The 15,374-nt window shown below is 68.0% G+C and carries 17 protein-coding genes and 1 pseudogene; 8 read left to right on the top strand and 10 right to left on the bottom strand.

Features of this window, described 5'->3' with window-relative positions; translation table 11 throughout:
* Positions 1–188: 188 nt before the first annotated feature.
* Together ACJ7IV_RS00530 and ACJ7IV_RS00525 are read right to left on the bottom strand one after the other, a co-directional pair.
* A pseudogene (locus ACJ7IV_RS00530) lies at positions 189–833 on the bottom strand (magnesium chelatase domain-containing protein); the annotation flags it as partial.
* Between the two features lie 67 nt (positions 834–900).
* The gene (locus tag ACJ7IV_RS00525) at positions 901–1,254 is read right to left on the bottom strand and encodes an accessory factor UbiK family protein (RefSeq protein ID WP_483865325.1); all 354 of its coding nucleotides are present in this window, start codon (positions 1,252–1,254) and stop codon (positions 901–903) included.
* A 268-nt stretch (positions 1,255–1,522) separates the two neighbouring features.
* Between ACJ7IV_RS00525 and ACJ7IV_RS00520 the strand changes: the two genes are divergently transcribed.
* The 3 genes from ACJ7IV_RS00520 (at position 1,523) to glnK (ending at position 3,649) form a co-directional block, all read left to right on the top strand.
* Positions 1,523–1,861 (top strand): P-II family nitrogen regulator, encoded by a 339-nt coding sequence (locus ACJ7IV_RS00520; RefSeq protein WP_213311763.1) that lies wholly within the window; start codon positions 1,523–1,525, stop codon positions 1,859–1,861.
* A 53-nt stretch (positions 1,862–1,914) separates the two neighbouring features.
* Positions 1,915–3,165, top strand: a complete 1,251-nt coding sequence (locus ACJ7IV_RS00515) for an ammonium transporter (RefSeq protein WP_483865324.1) — start codon at positions 1,915–1,917, stop codon at positions 3,163–3,165.
* Between the two features lie 145 nt (positions 3,166–3,310).
* Positions 3,311–3,649: a P-II family nitrogen regulator gene (gene glnK, locus ACJ7IV_RS00510; protein WP_023004277.1), complete on the top strand. Its 339-nt coding sequence runs from the start codon at positions 3,311–3,313 to the stop codon at positions 3,647–3,649.
* Positions 3,650–3,798: 149 nt separating this feature from the next.
* Here glnK and ACJ7IV_RS00505 read toward each other — a convergent pair whose 3' ends face one another.
* Complete coding sequence (locus ACJ7IV_RS00505) at positions 3,799–4,575, bottom strand: ferredoxin--NADP reductase (RefSeq protein ID WP_483865323.1); 777 nt, start codon at positions 4,573–4,575, stop codon at positions 3,799–3,801.
* Positions 4,576–4,736: 161 nt separating this feature from the next.
* Here ACJ7IV_RS00505 and ACJ7IV_RS00500 point away from each other — a divergent pair, with 161 nt between their 5' ends.
* Entirely contained in the window at positions 4,737–5,663 is a 927-nt protein-coding gene (locus ACJ7IV_RS00500) for a LysR family transcriptional regulator (protein WP_483865322.1), read from the top strand.
* A gap of 79 nt (positions 5,664–5,742) precedes the next feature.
* Here the strand turns inward: ACJ7IV_RS00500 and ACJ7IV_RS00495 are convergent, their stop codons facing one another.
* The gene (locus ACJ7IV_RS00495; RefSeq protein ID WP_161431717.1) at positions 5,743–6,171 is read right to left on the bottom strand and encodes a host attachment protein; all 429 of its coding nucleotides are present in this window, start codon (positions 6,169–6,171) and stop codon (positions 5,743–5,745) included.
* A gap of 208 nt (positions 6,172–6,379) precedes the next feature.
* On the opposite strand from ACJ7IV_RS00495, the gene ACJ7IV_RS00490 reads away from it, so the two are divergent.
* Positions 6,380–6,865, top strand: coding sequence for a hypothetical protein (locus tag ACJ7IV_RS00490; protein WP_483865321.1), 486 nt, complete (start codon positions 6,380–6,382; stop codon positions 6,863–6,865).
* A gap of 28 nt (positions 6,866–6,893) precedes the next feature.
* Here ACJ7IV_RS00490 and ACJ7IV_RS00485 read toward each other — a convergent pair whose 3' ends face one another.
* Together ACJ7IV_RS00485 and hemE are read right to left on the bottom strand one after the other, a co-directional pair.
* A complete protein-coding gene (locus ACJ7IV_RS00485) occupies positions 6,894–7,286 on the bottom strand; it encodes a VanZ family protein (protein ID WP_483865320.1) in 393 nt (130 codons plus the stop codon).
* Positions 7,279–8,355, bottom strand: a complete 1,077-nt coding sequence (gene hemE, locus ACJ7IV_RS00480; protein ID WP_483865319.1) for a uroporphyrinogen decarboxylase — start codon at positions 8,353–8,355, stop codon at positions 7,279–7,281. The genes ACJ7IV_RS00485 and hemE overlap by 8 nt, the downstream gene beginning before the upstream one ends.
* A gap of 136 nt (positions 8,356–8,491) precedes the next feature.
* Here hemE and ribA point away from each other — a divergent pair, with 136 nt between their 5' ends.
* Positions 8,492–9,127 carry a GTP cyclohydrolase II gene (gene ribA / locus ACJ7IV_RS00475; RefSeq protein ID WP_483865318.1) on the top strand — a complete coding sequence of 212 codons (636 nt, stop codon included), beginning with the start codon at positions 8,492–8,494 and terminating at the stop codon, positions 9,125–9,127.
* A gap of 55 nt (positions 9,128–9,182) precedes the next feature.
* Positions 9,183–9,851: a PAQR family membrane homeostasis protein TrhA gene (gene trhA, locus ACJ7IV_RS00470; protein ID WP_483865317.1), complete on the top strand. Its 669-nt coding sequence runs from the start codon at positions 9,183–9,185 to the stop codon at positions 9,849–9,851.
* 22 nt (positions 9,852–9,873) lie between these two features.
* Here trhA and djlA read toward each other — a convergent pair whose 3' ends face one another.
* The 4 genes from djlA to xseB are packed head-to-tail and all read right to left on the bottom strand — an operon-like array spanning position 9,874 to position 13,762.
* A complete protein-coding gene (gene djlA, locus ACJ7IV_RS00465; RefSeq protein WP_483865316.1) occupies positions 9,874–10,641 on the bottom strand; it encodes a co-chaperone DjlA in 768 nt (255 codons plus the stop codon).
* Entirely contained in the window at positions 10,641–12,581 is a 1,941-nt protein-coding gene (gene dxs, locus ACJ7IV_RS00460; RefSeq protein ID WP_483865315.1) for a 1-deoxy-D-xylulose-5-phosphate synthase, read from the bottom strand. Before dxs ends, djlA begins: the two co-directional genes overlap by 1 nt.
* Positions 12,582–12,597: 16 nt before the next feature.
* A complete protein-coding gene (gene ispA, locus ACJ7IV_RS00455) occupies positions 12,598–13,485 on the bottom strand; it encodes a (2E,6E)-farnesyl diphosphate synthase (protein WP_483865314.1) in 888 nt (295 codons plus the stop codon).
* Positions 13,472–13,762 (bottom strand): exodeoxyribonuclease VII small subunit, encoded by a 291-nt coding sequence (gene xseB / locus ACJ7IV_RS00450; RefSeq protein ID WP_483865313.1) that lies wholly within the window; start codon positions 13,760–13,762, stop codon positions 13,472–13,474. Before xseB ends, ispA begins: the two co-directional genes overlap by 14 nt.
* Before the next feature lie 244 nt (positions 13,763–14,006).
* Here xseB and serA point away from each other — a divergent pair, with 244 nt between their 5' ends.
* Complete coding sequence (gene serA / locus ACJ7IV_RS00445; RefSeq protein WP_213311748.1) at positions 14,007–15,257, top strand: phosphoglycerate dehydrogenase; 1,251 nt, start codon at positions 14,007–14,009, stop codon at positions 15,255–15,257.
* Positions 15,258–15,374: the final 117 nt, after the last annotated feature.

Genomic DNA, 15,374 nt, shown 5'->3' with positions numbered 1-15,374 from the left:
CGAGCAGCCACTGTAGCCATGTCCACAACTTGCTTACTCCTCCTTCATCATCTAACCCAGCGCCAGCATGGCTCATCCTCACCAGCCAACCAATAGGAAAGGAAGAGATTGAGACAGACAGGAAGGACCATAACCTAGGGATGGGCACAACCTACTGATTTTATTGCGGGTCTTCAAAAGCATGACTTGAGCAGGTTGTGGGCACCCGCGGCGGCAACCTCCAGGGCACGGCGGGCCTGGAACTGGCCACGCACCTCGGCGAGATCGGGCAGCGGCTGGGTGGCCGCGGGCGGGCGTGTCAGACGATGGGGAGCGATGGGGGCCTGGCCCAGCAGGTGGGCGACCACTTCCAGCAGGTGATCGGCGGGCAGCACCTCGAGCTCGCCGGCCAGGGCCGCCTCGTCGGCATTGGCCCGGGGCACGATCAGTTGCCGCCCGGCGCGCCGCGCGGCCAGGGCCAGCGGCAGCACGCCCTCCACCGGGCGCAGGGTACCATCCAGCGCCAGCTCACCGACGCTCTCGGTACTCTCGAGGCAGCCAGGGGGCAGCTGCCCCGAGGCGAGCAGCAGCCCCAGGGCGATGGGCAGGTCGAAGCGGCCACCCTCCTTGGGCAGGTCGGCGGGTGCCAGGTTGAGGGTGATGCGCCGCAGCGGGTACTCGAAGCCGGCGTTGACCAGGGCACTGCGCACCCGCTCACGGCTCTCCTTGACCGCCGTCTCCGGCAGCCCGACCAGCGTCATGCTGGGCAGGCCATTGGAGAGGTGCACCTCCACCTGCACCTCGGGTGCCTCCAGGCCGAGCCCGGCCCGGGTATGCACGATCGCCAGCGTCATGGGCGCTCCCTCGCGGATGGACTGCTCTCAGGCTAGTCCAGAGCGCGGCGGGCCGCCCGACGCGACCTCAGGAGGCGGCGTCGTCGTCCTTGTGCTCGTCGCGCTTGCCTTCACCGCTCGGGTCGCTCGCCGCCGGGGCATCGGCGCCCTCGGCCGCTGCGGCGGTGCCGCCGGTCTGGGCTTCCACCAGCGCCTCCAGGGAGGCGACCTGCTTCTCCAGAGCCTCGACCCGTGACCGGGTGCGCTGCAGCACGTCCATCAGGATGTCGAAGTCCTCGCGGGAGACCAGTTCGAGACGGTCGAAGGCTCCCCTTACCACCTGCTGGATACCCTTTTGCACCTCTTCGGGGGCCTGGGAGGCGCCCTGCAGGCGCTCGCCGATCTGCTGGGCCAGCCGACCGATTCTATCGTGGGTCACCATGACGCTTCTCCTGGTTGGGGATGACGGCCTACAGGATACGCGTGGTGCCCATGGGACGCATGCTCTCTTGCAGGGCACAGGGGCCAGCACAGGCACCATCGGAGTGCATGGGGCCTGGCAGCAAGCCGACGCAGCCGCCACCCCCACCCAGCAAAGGTGGTTCAAAGCTCAGATATAAAAAGAGTTTTCTCCTCACTGGCACGCCGTACGCATTGTGCAGGTCAGCTGCCCCATCGGGTCGCCTCCCATCCCCACGAGGAGACAGGACATGAAGCTGATCACCGCCATCATCAAGCCCTTCAAGCTCGACGACGTCCGCGAGGCGCTGGCCGACAACGGCGTCCAGGGCATCACCGTGACCGAGGTGAAGGGCTTCGGTCGCCAGAAGGGCCACACCGAGCTCTACCGCGGCGCCGAGTACGTCGTCGACTTCCTGCCCAAGGTCAAGGTCGAGGTCGCCGTTGACGACGGCCGCCTGGAGAGCGTGCTCGACGCCATCTGCGCCGCCGCCGGCAGCGGCAAGATCGGCGACGGCAAGGTGTTCGTCACGGCCCTCGAGGACGTGATCCGTATCCGCACCGGGGAGCGCGGCGCCGATGCCGTGTGATCGCCCCTTCCCGCCTGGAGTCGTCTGCTGCCTACCTGCCTGGAGAAAGTCCCATGAGTGAACTGACCGAACTGAGCTATGCGCTCGATACCTTCTACTTCCTGATCTGCGGCGTGCTGGTGATGTGGATGGCCGCCGGCTTCGCCATGCTCGAGGCCGGCCTGGTGCGCGCCAAGAACACCGCCGAGATCCTCACCAAGAACATCGCCCTGTTCGCCATCGCCTGCACGATGTACCTGCTGGTGGGCTACGCCATCATGTACTCCAGCCCCGGCGGTGGCATCCTGCCCAACCTGGGCGCGCTGCTGGGCAGCGAGAACGGCGTGGATGCCGTGCTGGCCGGCGGCGATGACGCCCCCTACTACTCCATGCGTGCCGACTACTTCTTCCAGGTGGTGTTCGTGGCCACCGCCATGTCGATCGTCTCCGGCGCCGTGGCCGAGCGCATGAAGCTGTGGGCCTTCCTCGCCTTCGCCGTGGTGATGACCGGCCTGATCTACCCGGTGTCAGGCTACTGGACCTGGGGCGGCGGCTGGCTCTCCGAGGCCGGCTTCTCCGACTACGCCGGCTCCGGCATCGTGCACATGGCCGGTGCGGCCGCGGCACTCGCCGGCGTGCTGGTCCTCGGCCCACGCAAGGGCAAGTACGGCAGGGACGGCAGCATCTACGCCATCCCCGGCGCCAACCTGCCGCTGGCTACCCTGGGCACCTTCATCCTGTGGATGGGCTGGTTCGGCTTCAACGGCGGGTCCGAGCTCAAGGTCTCCGATATCGCCTCCGCCAACAACGTCGCCCAGGTGCTGACCAACACCAACGCCGCGGCGGCCGGCGGGGTGATCGCCGCCCTGATCCTCGCCAAGCTGTGGTTCCGCAAGGCCGACCTGACCATGACCCTCAACGGTGCCCTGGCCGGCCTGGTGGCGATCACCGCCGACCCGCTCTCTCCCTCCGCCCCCGGCGCGGCGCTGATCGGCGCCGTGGGCGGGGCCATCGTGGTGGCCGCCATCGTCGGCCTGGACAAGCTGAAGATCGATGACCCGGTGGGTGCCATCTCGGTGCATGGCGTGGTCGGCATCTGGGGCCTGCTGGCGGTGCCGCTGACCAACGGCGACGCTACCTTCGGCGCCCAGCTGCTCGGCATCGTCGGCATCTTCGCCTGGGTCTTCCTGGCCAGCCTGATCGTGTGGGGCATCCTCAAGGCGGTGATGGGCGTCCGCGTCAGCGAGGAGGAGGAGTACGAGGGCGTCGACCTGACCGAATGCGGCATGGAGGCCTACCCCGAGTTCAGCGTCGCCAAGAAATGAAGGCAACGCGTAACGAGTGAGCTGGCGTGCTCCACTTGGCCCCCGTAAGGGGGCCTTTTTTCTTCCCCGCCGGCGGGGTGTATCCTGTAGGTCATCCGCCCTATCGGCGGCGGCACGCCCGCCCACGCATCACGAGGAACCGACCATGAAACTGGTGACCGCCATCATCAAGCCCTTCAAGCTCGACGACGTGAGGGAATCCCTCTCGGAGATCGGCGTTCAGGGCATCACCGTGACCGAGGTGAAGGGCTTCGGCCGTCAGAAGGGCCACACCGAGCTCTACCGTGGCGCCGAGTACGTGGTGGACTTCCTGCCCAAGGTGAAGCTCGAGGTCGCCGTGGACGACGAGATGGCCGAGAAGGTGATTGATGCCATTACCAGCGTGGCCAACACCGGCAAGATCGGCGACGGCAAGATCTTCGTCACCCCGCTGGAGCAGGTGATCCGCATTCGCACCGGGGAAACGGGAAAAGACGCCGTCTAAGCGGCCAAGCGGCCAAGCAAGGTCAAGCCCAGGCGACCAGTCGCAAGAACCCCCACCCGGCGGTCAGCCCGGTGGGGGTTCGCGTTTCTGCCTTGCTACCTGCCGCCCCCACCGAACCGCTTGGCGGCTCGGCGCTTGCAGCTCGGCGCTTATTTCTCGACGAACGCCCGCTCGATCACGTAGTCGCCGGGCTCGCCCATGCGCGGCGAGATCTTGAAGCCCAGTTCGTCGAGCAGTTCGCTGGTGCTCTCCAGCATCGCCGGGCTGCCGCAGATCATGGCGCGATCCTGCTTGGGGTCCGGAGCCGGCAGGCCGGTGTCCTCGGCAAGCTTGCCGCTGCGGATATGGTCGGTCAGGCGGCCCATGGTGTGGAACTCCTCACGGGTCACGGTGGGGTAGTAGACGAGCTTCTCGCTGATCTCCTCGCCCAGGTACTCGTGGGCCGGCAGCTCCGTCTGGATGAAGTCGGCATAGGCCAGCTCGCTGACGTTACGCACGCCATGCACCAGCACTACCTTCTCGAAGCGTTCGTAGACCTCGGGGTCCTGGATCAGGCTCATGAAGGGCGCCAGGCCCGTGCCGGTGGAGAGCAGGTAGAGGTTGCGCCCCGGCAGCAGGTCGTCGGTGACCAGGGTGCCGGTGGGCTTGCGGCTGACCATGATCTGGTCACCGACCTGGAGGTGCTGCAGCCGCGAGGTCAGGGGGCCATCGGGCACCTTGATGCTGAAGAACTCCAGGTGATCCTCGTAGTTGGGGCTGGCGATGGAGTAGGCGCGCATCAGCGGCTTGCCGTTCACCTCGAGGCCGATCATCACGAACTGGCCGTTCTTGAAGCGCAGGCTGCGCTCGCGGGTGGTGCGGAAACTGAACAGGGTATCGTTCCAGTGGTGGACGCTGAGCACCTCTTCAAGGGCAAACTTGCTCATGCCGGCTCCTCTATGCGGTCGAAGGCTTTATATGCCTAAAAAGAATAAAAGCGATTCCAAGATTTGCATTGAATTCTAAGCCAGGAGACGTTATCTGTTAAATGGATTGTATGGATAACCTTTATCCATAACCTTGATATACGTCATCGGAGTTTGCCCTCATGCGCTTCACCCTGCGCCAGCTGGAGGTCTTCGTCGCGGTGGCCCAGCACGAGAGCGTATCGCGGGCGGCTCGCGCCCTGGCACTCTCCCAGTCCGCCGCCAGCAGCGCCCTCGCCGAGCTGGAGCGCCAGTTCGACTGCCAGCTGCTGGACCGCCACGGCAAGCGGCTGCGCCTCAATGCCCTGGGCTTCCAGCTGCTGCCCAAGGCGGTGGCACTGCTCGACCGCGCCGAGGAGGTGGAGGAGCTGCTCCACGGCCAGCAGGGCATCGGGGTGCTCGACGTCGGCGCCACCCTGACCATCGGCAACTATCTGGCCACCCTGCTGATCAGCGACTTCATGCAGCGCTACCCCGGCAGCCGGGTACGCCTGGCGGTACGCAATACGCGCACCATCATCGACAGTGTGCGCCACCATCGGCTGGACCTGGGATTGATCGAGGGGCAGTGCGAAGAGGAGGACGTGGTCACCCAACCCTGGGTGGAGGACGAGCTGGTGGTGTTCTGTTCGCCCCGCCACCCCCTGGCCGGGGCCGGCGAGGTGGAGCTGGGACGGCTGCTGCGTGAAGCCTGGATCATGCGCGAGGAGGGCTCGGGCACACGCCTGACCCTGGAGCAGGCGGCCCGCCATCGCCGCGGGCGCTTCAACGTGCTGCTGGAACTGGAGCACACCGAGGGCATCAAGCGTGCGGTGGAGTCGGGGCTGGGCATCGGCTGCGTCTCGCGCCTGGCGCTGCGTGACGCCTTCCGCCGCGGCAGCCTGGTGCCCATCGCCACCCCGGAACTGGACCTGAGCCGTCAGTTCACCTTCATCTGGCACCGCCACAAGTACCTCGCCACCGGCATGCGCGAGTTCCTCAAGCTGTGCCGGCAGATGACCGAGGGCGTGACCCGCAGCGACCAGATCGACCTGCCGCCGGTGCCCTGACGATGTGGCACGAGGCTGGCTCCGAACGGCATCGGGCCCGGCAGTGCCGGGCCCGATGCCAGTCGCGAAGGCCGAACTGTCAGCGCATATCGCTGACCGCCTCCTGGATCTCCTCAAGACTCGCCTTGGTGAGGTCCTTGGTCAGGGAGTGGATCACCAGCTTCGCGGTGGGGCCGTCGAGCTTGTCGCGCAGCTGGCCGAGGAAGCGGGCCGGGGCGACCAGGATCAGCTTCTCCATGCTGTTGTCGATGCGGGCCTGATAGAGACGATCGGTCACCTCCTTGGCGAACACCTGCTCCTCATGGGTCCGCGCCGTGCTCTCGCCACCGGAGGAGCGCGAGCTGTTCGATGTCGACTCATGCACGTCGGAACCGCGATCCGTCACCAGGTCGCCCTCGTGCAGCCGACTCGCCGAATGCACCAGGCTATCCTGTTCGACCAGCTTGAGTGCGTCGCGGGTGAAGATCCGCGCCCGCGCCGCATCCGCCACCACGATATAGGTTGTCATAGCCACTCCTCGATACCGGTGGTACGGCGGCCGGCGATGCGCCGGCCGCTTCTGGATCAACCATGGCAAGTGCCTTGACGCGGGTCAACCCGCCACCGACGTCGATCGGCGACAACTGCAGGGAAGCTTGATCTGGGGTAGCATCCCAGCTGGCCGGCAGGGATGTCGGCGCGTCTCATCTCCACGATGTGCCCCCGGGAGGACCCCGATGCGTCAGTTACTGTTTCCCCGCCGCCCGCTGTCACGCGGCACCCTGCTCACCTGCCACCTGCTGCTGCAGGTCGGCCTCGCGGCGGGTGCGGCACTATGGCTCGCCCCGCGCACGCCGTGGCTGGCGGCCGCCACCTGGCAGGAGGCCTGGCCCAGCCTGGCGCTGGGCGGTGGCCTGTGGCTGCTGGCCGCCATGCTGCTGCGCCTGATGGCCGAGCTGTGGCTGCTGCCCCACCACCTGGCCAGCCAGCTGGGCGCCGGGCCGGTGATCACCCGCTCCTGGGAGCGCCGTCCGGCGGTGCATGACCCCCAGGCCGCCTGGACCAGCGAGGCCCGCCCCCTGTCCACCGAGGGTGAGGCGGTAGGCAGCGCCCGGGTGACCCGTCCCGCCGAGCCGCTGCGCTCCCGCGGCGGCCGCGAGCCCTCCCTGGACCTCGCCGGCGCCTCCCATGCCGAACCGAGGGCCGGGGAGCCGCGCCTCTAGCAACCCGCTCCGGTCGCCGAGAGCCTCTTCAACCGGGCCGGGTGATCCGCATAAGCCGACGCAGGCCTGCCAGCAGCAGCACGGCAGAGCCGGCGCCGAGGCCGTTGGCCAGGATATCGGCCCAGTCACCGCCACTGCGCCCCGGCACCGGAATCTGGGCGAACTCGACCATGCCGCCGTAGCCCGCCGCGAGCAGGAAGGCCAGCGGCAGGCGGACTCCGGCCAGGCCGATCAGGCCGCCGAGGCCGGCATAGCCGACGAAGTGATTGAGCTTGTCCCAGGGCAGCTGGCTGGGCATCTCGTCACCCGGGGTCAGACTGCCCAGGGCGATGACCAGGGCCGCCACAACGGCCAGCGCCGCCCACAGGCGGCGCCGGTCGTGCAGGCGACGAAGGCCCTCGCGCCAGGGCACTTCAGCCATGAGGGATGCTGCGGTGGTAGGCGGGGCTCAGGTCATGCAGCGCCTCCATGAAGGCGGTGACGTGATCGGGGTCGGTGAACTGGCTGATACCGTGCCCCAGGTTGAAGACGTGACCGGGGCCCTCGCCATAGCTCTCCAGGATGCGCGCCACCTCGGCGCGAATCGCCGCCGGGCGGGCGAACAGCACGTTGGGGTCGAGGTTGCCCTGCAGCGCCACCTTGTGACCCACCCGGGCGCGAGCATCGGACAACTCGGTGCTCCAGTCCAGGCCCACGGCGTCGGAACCCGCCAGGGCGATGTCCTCGAGCCACTGGCCGCCGTTCTTGGTGAACAGGATCACCGGCACACGGCGCCCCTCGTGCTCGCGGATCAGGCCGGCGACGATCTGCTCCATGTAGCGCAGCGAGAACTCCAGGTAGGCCGGCGTGGAGAGGGCGCCACCCCAGGTGTCGAAGATCTGCACCGCCTGGGCGCCGGCGCGGATCTGGGCATTCAGGTAGTCGGTCACCGCCGTGGCCAGGGTGTCGAGCAGGTCATGCATCACGCTGGGCGTGTCGTAGAGCATGGTCTTGATATGCCGGAAGTCCTTGCTGGAGCTGCCCTCGACCATGTAGGTCGCCAGCGTCCAGGGGCTGCCGGAGAAGCCGATCAGCGGCACGCGTCCGTTCAGTTCGCGGCGGATAGTCGAGACCGCGCGCATCACGTAGTCGAGGTCGCGCTCGGCATCGGGAGCACTCAGCGCCGCCACCTCCTCGGCCGTGCGCACCGGCTTGCGGAACTTGGGCCCCTCGCCGGTCTCGAAGTAGAGCCCCAGCCCCATGGCATCGGGGATGGTGAGGATATCCGAGAACAGGATCGCCGCATCCAGCGGATAGCGCTCCAGGGGCTGCAGGGTCACCTCGCAGGCGAGATCCTGATTGCGACACAGGTCCATGAAGTTGCCGGCCACGGCGCGGGTGGCGCGATACTCCGGCAGGTAGCGTCCGGCCTGGCGCATCATCCAGACCGGGGTGCGGTCCACCGGCTGACGCGCCAGGGCGCGCAGAAAGCGATCGTTCTTGAGTTCCATGCAGGCGGTCATCCACGGGAAATGTGTCCGCCATTGTACCCGATGCTTGCGTCCCGGTCGTGAGCCTCGCCGGCCTTCCTGATAGAATACCGCCCACTCCTGCGGCGCCGCCCGCGGCCTGATACCGAGGTAACCCGTGACGATTCGCTTTATCGCCGCCTCCCGTCTGCCCACCCCCTGGGCCACCTTCACCATGCACGGCTTCGAGGACGAGGCCACCGGCAAGGACCATATCGCCCTGACCTTGGGCGACGTGGCCGACGGCGAGCCGGTACTGGGACGGGTGCACTCGGAGTGCCTGACCGGCGATGCGCTCTTCTCGATGCGCTGCGACTGCGGCTATCAGCTCCAGGAGGCTCTCAAGCGTATCGCCGAGGAGGGCCGCGGGGTGCTTCTCTACCTGCGCCAGGAGGGGCGCGGCATCGGGCTGCTCAACAAGATCCGCGCCTACCACCTCCAGGACCAAGGCGCCGATACCGTGGAGGCTAACGAGCAGCTGGGCTTCGCCGCCGACCTTCGCCGCTACGACCTCTGCGTGCCGATGCTCGAGCACCTGGGCATCGCGGGGCTGCGCCTGATGACCAATAACCCGCGCAAGGTCGACGCCCTGACCCAGGCAGGCGTCAATGTCGTGGAACGCGTACCGCTGACCACCGGTCTCAATCCCCACAATGAGCACTATCTTTCTACCAAGGCCGGCAAGCTCGGCCACATGATGGTGCTGGGCGATTTCACCCAGGCCGACGATGTGGATAACGAGCGCAAGCCCTGAGGACGGGAGCCCCCATCCCTCGATCGGGGAGGCTCCTGGACAGGGGAGAGACCCGATGACCCAGCCATCCCGCGACAGAGAAAGCTTCAGTGCCACCGAGGAGTGGCTGCACAGCATCAGCCACGGAATCGGTGTGCTGCTGAGCCTGGCCGGGGTCACGGTACTGCTGGTGATGGCCAGCCTGGCGCCCCACCTCGATCCCTGGAAGCTGGCCGGGGTGGGCCTCTACGGCACCAGCCTGGTGCTGCTCTATACCGCCTCGACGCTCTACCACGGCGTGCGCGATTCGCGCCGCAAGCGGCTGTTCCAGCTGCTGGATCACTGCGCGATCTACCTGCTGATCGCCGGTACCTACACACCCTTCCTGCTGGTCAACCTGCGCGGCCCCACCGGCTGGGTGCTGTTCGTCACCGTCTGGGGACTGGCGCTGGTGGGTATCGCCTGCAAGCTGGCCTGGTCCCACCGCTTCGCGGCGTTACGCGTCGGCATCTACCTGCTGATGGGCTGGCTGATCCTCTTCGCCGGCGGCGAGATGGTCGAGCGGCTGTCGTCCGCGGGGCTTACCCTGCTGGTGGCCGGCGGCCTCACCTACACCCTCGGCGTGCTCTTCTATGCCGTGCGCGCGATTCCCTTCAACCACGTCATCTGGCACCTGTTCGTGCTGGGCGGCAGCATCCTCCACTACTTCGCCGTCTACAGCGCCGTGCTGCCCTTCGCGGCCTGAGCCCGAGGCTGGCTGCCCCGGGTCAGGTATCACGCGCCTTGCGGATGCGCTCGTAGGCGTTGCCGATCTCGCTGGTGCGCTCGCGGGCGACCTCGCGCATGCTCTCGGGCAGCCCCTTGGCGGCGAGCTTGTCGGGGTGGTTCTGGCTCATCAGGCGCCGATAGGCCTTCTTGATCTCGACATCGCTGGCGTCCTCCTCGACCCCCAGCACCCGGTAGGCATCAGCCAGGGAGGGGCCGCTGGCCACACCACCCCCGGCCTGCTCTCCGCCACCGTGCAGCATGGCCTCGACCTGGGCGATCTCCGCCTCGGAGCAGCCCAGCCCGCGCACCACCCGCATCAGCATCTCACGCTCGGCGGGATGCAGCTGGCCGTCGGCGGCGATCGCCGCCAACTGTACCTGCAGGAAGACCTGGCGCAGGGCGGGCTGCGGGCCCAGCAGCGGGCGCAGCCTGGCAAGCTCCGCGTCCAGGTCGAAGTCCGACGCCTTGCCGCGGTTGAAGTCGGCCCTGGCCCGGGCGCGCTGGGCCTCGTTGAGGCGCAGGCGGTCCCACAGCACGCGCGAGGCGTCCAGCTCATCCTCGGTGACCTGGCCATCGGCCTTGCACAGGCAACCCATGACCGCGAAGGTCGATTCGAGGAATTGCGCCTGGGAGGCGGCCAGCTTGCCCAGCAGGCTCCGGCGCAGGCGCTTGACGAGCCAGTAACCGAGCCCGCCACCGACCAGCGCTCCCACGGGCCCGCCGATCATGAACCCCAGGCCGGCGCCGATCAGGACGACGATCCACATCAGCGAGTCTCCTCTATCGCGGCAGCGTCAGCACCCGCCAGGCGACGACGGATGGCGGCCTCGATGCCGTCCGCGTCCAGGCCGCACTCGGCGAGCAGCTCGGCGGGCTTGCCGTGCTCGACGAAGGCATCGGGCAATCCCAGGTTGAGCACCGCCACCTGCACGCCCTCGGCGGCCAGCAGCTCGTTGACCGCGCTGCCGGCCCCCCCGGCCACCACGTTCTCCTCCAGGGTCACCAGCAGGTCGTGGTCGGCCGTCGCGGCCAGCACCGCCTCGCGATCCAGGGGCTTTACCGAACGCATGTTGAGGTGGCTGGCATCGAGCCGCTCCGCCACCTCGGCGGCCGGGGTGTTGAGGCTGCCGAAGGCGAGCAGGACGACGCGCCGCCCTGCCTCGGCGCCGCTCTCGCGACGCACCTGCGCCCGCCCGATGGGGGCCGGCTCCAGGTGGGCGGGAATCTCGACACCCGGCCCGCTGCCCCGCGGATAGCGCACCGCGGCGGGGCCGGGGTGGTGGTAGGCGGCGCTGAGCATGGCGCGGCACTCCGCCTCGTCGGCCGGCGCCAGCACCACCAAGCCGGGCACGCAGCGCAGGTAGGAGAGGTCGAGGTTGCCGTGGTGGGTGGGGCCGTCCTCGCCCACCAGGCCGGCACGGTCGATGGCGAAGGTGACATCGAGGTCCTGCACCGCCACGTCGTGGATCAGCTGGTCGTAGCCGCGCTGCAGGAAGGTGGAGTAGATCGCCACTACCGGCTTCATGGCCTCGCAGGCCATGCCCGCGGCCAGGGTCACCGCATGCTGCTCGGCGATGGCCACATCGAAGTAGCGCTCGGGATACTGCTGGGAGAAGCGCACCAGGTCGGAGCCCTCGCGCATCGCCGGCGTGATGCCGATCAGCCGTTCATCGGCGGCGGCCATGTCGCACAGCCAGTCGCCGAAGACATTGCAGTACTTCTTCTTCGGCGGCGCAGGCGTGGCCGGCTTGAGCGGCGGCGGAGCGCCGTTCTTCTCCAGCTTGGTGATGGCATGGTAGCCGATGGGGTCGGCCTCGGCGGGCAGGAAGCCCTTGCCCTTGCAGGTCTTGACGTGGAGGAACTGCGGACCCTCCAGGTCACGCATGTTGCGCAGGGTCTGTACCAGCAGCGGCAGGTCATGACCGTCGATGGGGCCGATGTAGTTGAAGCCCATCTCCTCGAACAGGGTGGCCGGGCTGACCATGCCCTTCATGTGCTCCTCGGTGCGTCGGGCCAGCTCCAACGCCCCGGGCAGGTGGGAGAGCACCTTCTTGCCGCTCTCGCGCATGGTGGTATAGGGCTTGCTGGTCAGGATGCGCGCCAGGTAGCTGGCCATGCCGCCGACATTCTCGGAGATCGACATCTCGTTGTCGTTGAGCACCACCAGCAGGTTGGCGTCGACGTGACCGGCATGGGCCAGGGCCTCGAAGGCCATCCCGGCGGTCAGGGCACCATCGCCGATCACCGCACAGACACGCCGCTGCTCGCCTCGGGTGCGGGCGGCCAGCGCCATGCCCAGCGCCGCCGAGATCGAGGTGCTGGAGTGGCCCACGCCGAAGGTGTCGTACTCCGACTCGGCACGCCGCGGGAAGGCCGCCAGCCCGCCATGGTGACGGATATTGGGCATCTCCTCGCGGCGCCCGGTGAGGATCTTGTGGGGGTAGGCCTGGTGGCCGACATCCCACACCAGGCGATCATGGGGGGTCTCCAACGCCTGGTGCAGGGCCACGGTGAGCTCCACGACGCCGAGGCCGGCTCCGAAGTGCCCTCCGGATACCCCCACGCTGTAGAGCAGGTAGGCGCGCAGCTCGTCGGCCACCTGCGCCAGCTGCACAGTGGACATGGCGCGCAGCGCGGCCGGGGTATCCAGGGTGTCGAGCAGCGGCGTGGCCGGACGCTCGACGGGAATGTCATCGAACAGCTTCATGTGGGCATCTGTCGTGTCAGTGGTCACGCTCGATCATGTATCGGGCCAGCGCCGCCAGCGGCCGCGCGGGTTCACCCAGCGGCGCCAGGGCGGCAACGGCCTCCTCGACCAGCCCCGCCGCCCGGGAGCGGGCACCCTCGAGACCCAGCAGGGTCGGATAGGTGGGCTTGTCGCGGGCGGCGTCAGCCCCCGAGGCCTTGCCCAGGATGGCGGTGTCACCGATCACATCGAGTACGTCGTCGTGGATCTGGAAGGCCAGGCCGATGGCCCGGGCATAGGCATCCAGGGCGGCCAGGCGGGCATCGTCCTCGGCCACTGCCGACAGCCCGCCCAGGCGCACCGCGGCACGGATCAACGCCCCGGTCTTGTGGGCGTGCATGGTGGCCAGGGCCACGACATCGGGGTGGCCACCCACGGCATCGAGGTCCAGCGCCTGGCCGGCCACCATGCCGTCGCGCCCCGCCGCCTCGGCGAGGCTGGCGATCATCGCCGCCAAGCGAGGGTGTCGGGCACAGGCAATCACCTCGAAGGCCAGCGACTGCAGCGCATCGCCGGCCAGTATCGCGGTGGCCTCGTCGTAGGCGCGGTGCACGGTGGGCTGTCCGCGGCGCAGGTCATCGTCGTCCATGGCCGGCAGGTCATCGTGGACCAGCGAATAGGCGTGGATCAGCTCGATGGCCATGGCCGGGGCGTCGAGGGTAGCGTCCTCGGCCCCCAGGGCGCGGCCGGCGGCATACACCAGCAGGGGCCGCAACCGCTTGCCCCCCACCAGCACGCCGTGACGCATGGCGGCCTCGAGGCGCGGTGCGGGAGCGGCCCGCTCGACAAACAGTGCCTCGAGGCGGGCATCCACCCGCGCGCGATCGGCGGCCAGCAGGGTGGTCAGGGTGTCAGCGTTCACCATCGCCCTCCGACGGCGGCACGAAGGGCTCGAGCTCGATACCGCCCTGGGTGCCTTCGGTCAGGGTGCGCACCTTGAGTTCCGCCTCGTCGAGGCGGAGCTGGGCATCACGGGTCAGCCTCACTCCCTCCTCGAAGGCGGCAAGCGAGTCCTCCAGCGACAGCTCGCCGGACTCCAGTCGTGCCACCAGGCCCTCGAGCCGCTCGACGGTGGCGGCGAAGTCACCGCTCGCGGTGTCGTCGGCCTGCGGCTCACGGGACCGCTCGTTGCGCTCTGCCATGCTGCTCCTTTAAACCGCCCCGAAAGTCAGAAAGAGATCATCCAAGGGGCGACAGTATACACGCTCCCCCCGGGGGGTCGTCTGCCCCGCCGCCTGCTGGCCGCTGTAGCGCCGTAAACTTGCATCTGGCTCATATGAGCAGCGCAGCATTTTCATCCTGGCTCATTTTCCGCTGTGGTAAGATGGTGGCTTCACCAGTTTCTGACACTGCATGCGGCTCGCGCCGGAAGGGGTTGATTCGACCATGGCAAAGACGTCCCTGGACAAGAGCAAGATCAAGATCCTGCTGCTCGAGGGCATCCACCAGACCGCGGTGGACAATCTTCGCAACGCCGGGTACTCGAACATCGAGCACCTGCCCACCTCGCTGGATGAGGCCGCGCTGATCGAGAAGATCCGCGACGTGCACTTCATCGGCATCCGCTCGCGGACCCAGCTCAACGAGCGCGTCTTCGATGCCGCCGAGAAGCTGGTGGCCGTGGGCTGCTTCTGCATCGGCACCAATCAGGTCGACCTCGACGCCGCCCTGGTTCGCGGCATCCCGGTATTCAACGCCCCCTACTCCAACACCCGCTCGGTGGCCGAACTGGTGCTGGCCGAGGCGATCATGCTGCTGCGCGGCATCCCCGAGAAGAACGCCCGCGCCCACCAGGGCGGCTGGCTGAAGAGCGCCAAGAATTCCCACGAGGCCCGCGGCAAGACCCTGGGGATCGTCGGCTACGGCAGCATCGGCTCGCAGCTCTCGGTGCTCGCCGAGTCGCTGGGATTCGACGTCATCTACTATGACGTGGTCGCCAAGCTGGGCATGGGCAACGCCCGCCAGGTGGGCAGCCTCGACGAGCTTCTCGGCAAGGCCGACGTGGTCAGCCTGCACGTTCCCGATCTGCCGTCGACGCGCTGGATGATCGGCGCCGAGCAGATTGCGCGAATGAAGCCGGGCGCCATCCTGATCAATGCCTCCCGCGGCAGCGTGGTGGTGATCGAGCCCCTGGCTGAGGCGATCCGCGAGGGGCGCCTCAACGGCGCCGCGGTGGACGTCTTCCCGGTGGAGCCCAAGGGCAACGACGAGGAGTTCGAGAGCCCGCTGCGCGGCCTGGAGAACGTCATTCTCACTCCGCACATCGGCGGCTCCACCCTGGAGGCCCAGGAGAACATCGGCATCGAGGTCTCCGAGAAGCTGGCCACCTACTCCGACAACGGCACCACCGTCACCTCGGTCAACTTCCCCGAGGTGGCACTGCCGTCCCACCCGGGCAAGCACCGCCTGCTGCACATCCACGAGAACGTGCCGGGGGTGCTCTCCGAGATCAACCGGGTGCTCTCCGAGAACGGCATCAACATCGCCGGCCAGTACCTGCAGACCAACGAGAAGGTCGGCTACGTGGTGATCGACGTCGACAAGGCCTACGGCCCCCAGGCGCTGGACGCCCTGCGCCAGGTCACGCACACCCTCAAGGTGCGCGTGCTCTACTCCGACGGTGGCCAGGAGGCCTGATCCCGCCACCCCGGTGCAGTACTGAAAGCCCCGCCGCCGCGTCTCTCCGACGCGGCGGCTTGCGTTCGGGAGCCGGCAGGGCGAGCGCCCCCTTGGTCGCAGTGCACGAAGATGGCC

The sequence above is a fragment of the Halomonas sp. C10-5 genome (assembly GCF_057169305.1).
Note: the sequence above shows the minus strand (reverse complement) of the source record. Positions and strands in the feature narration are given on the sequence as shown.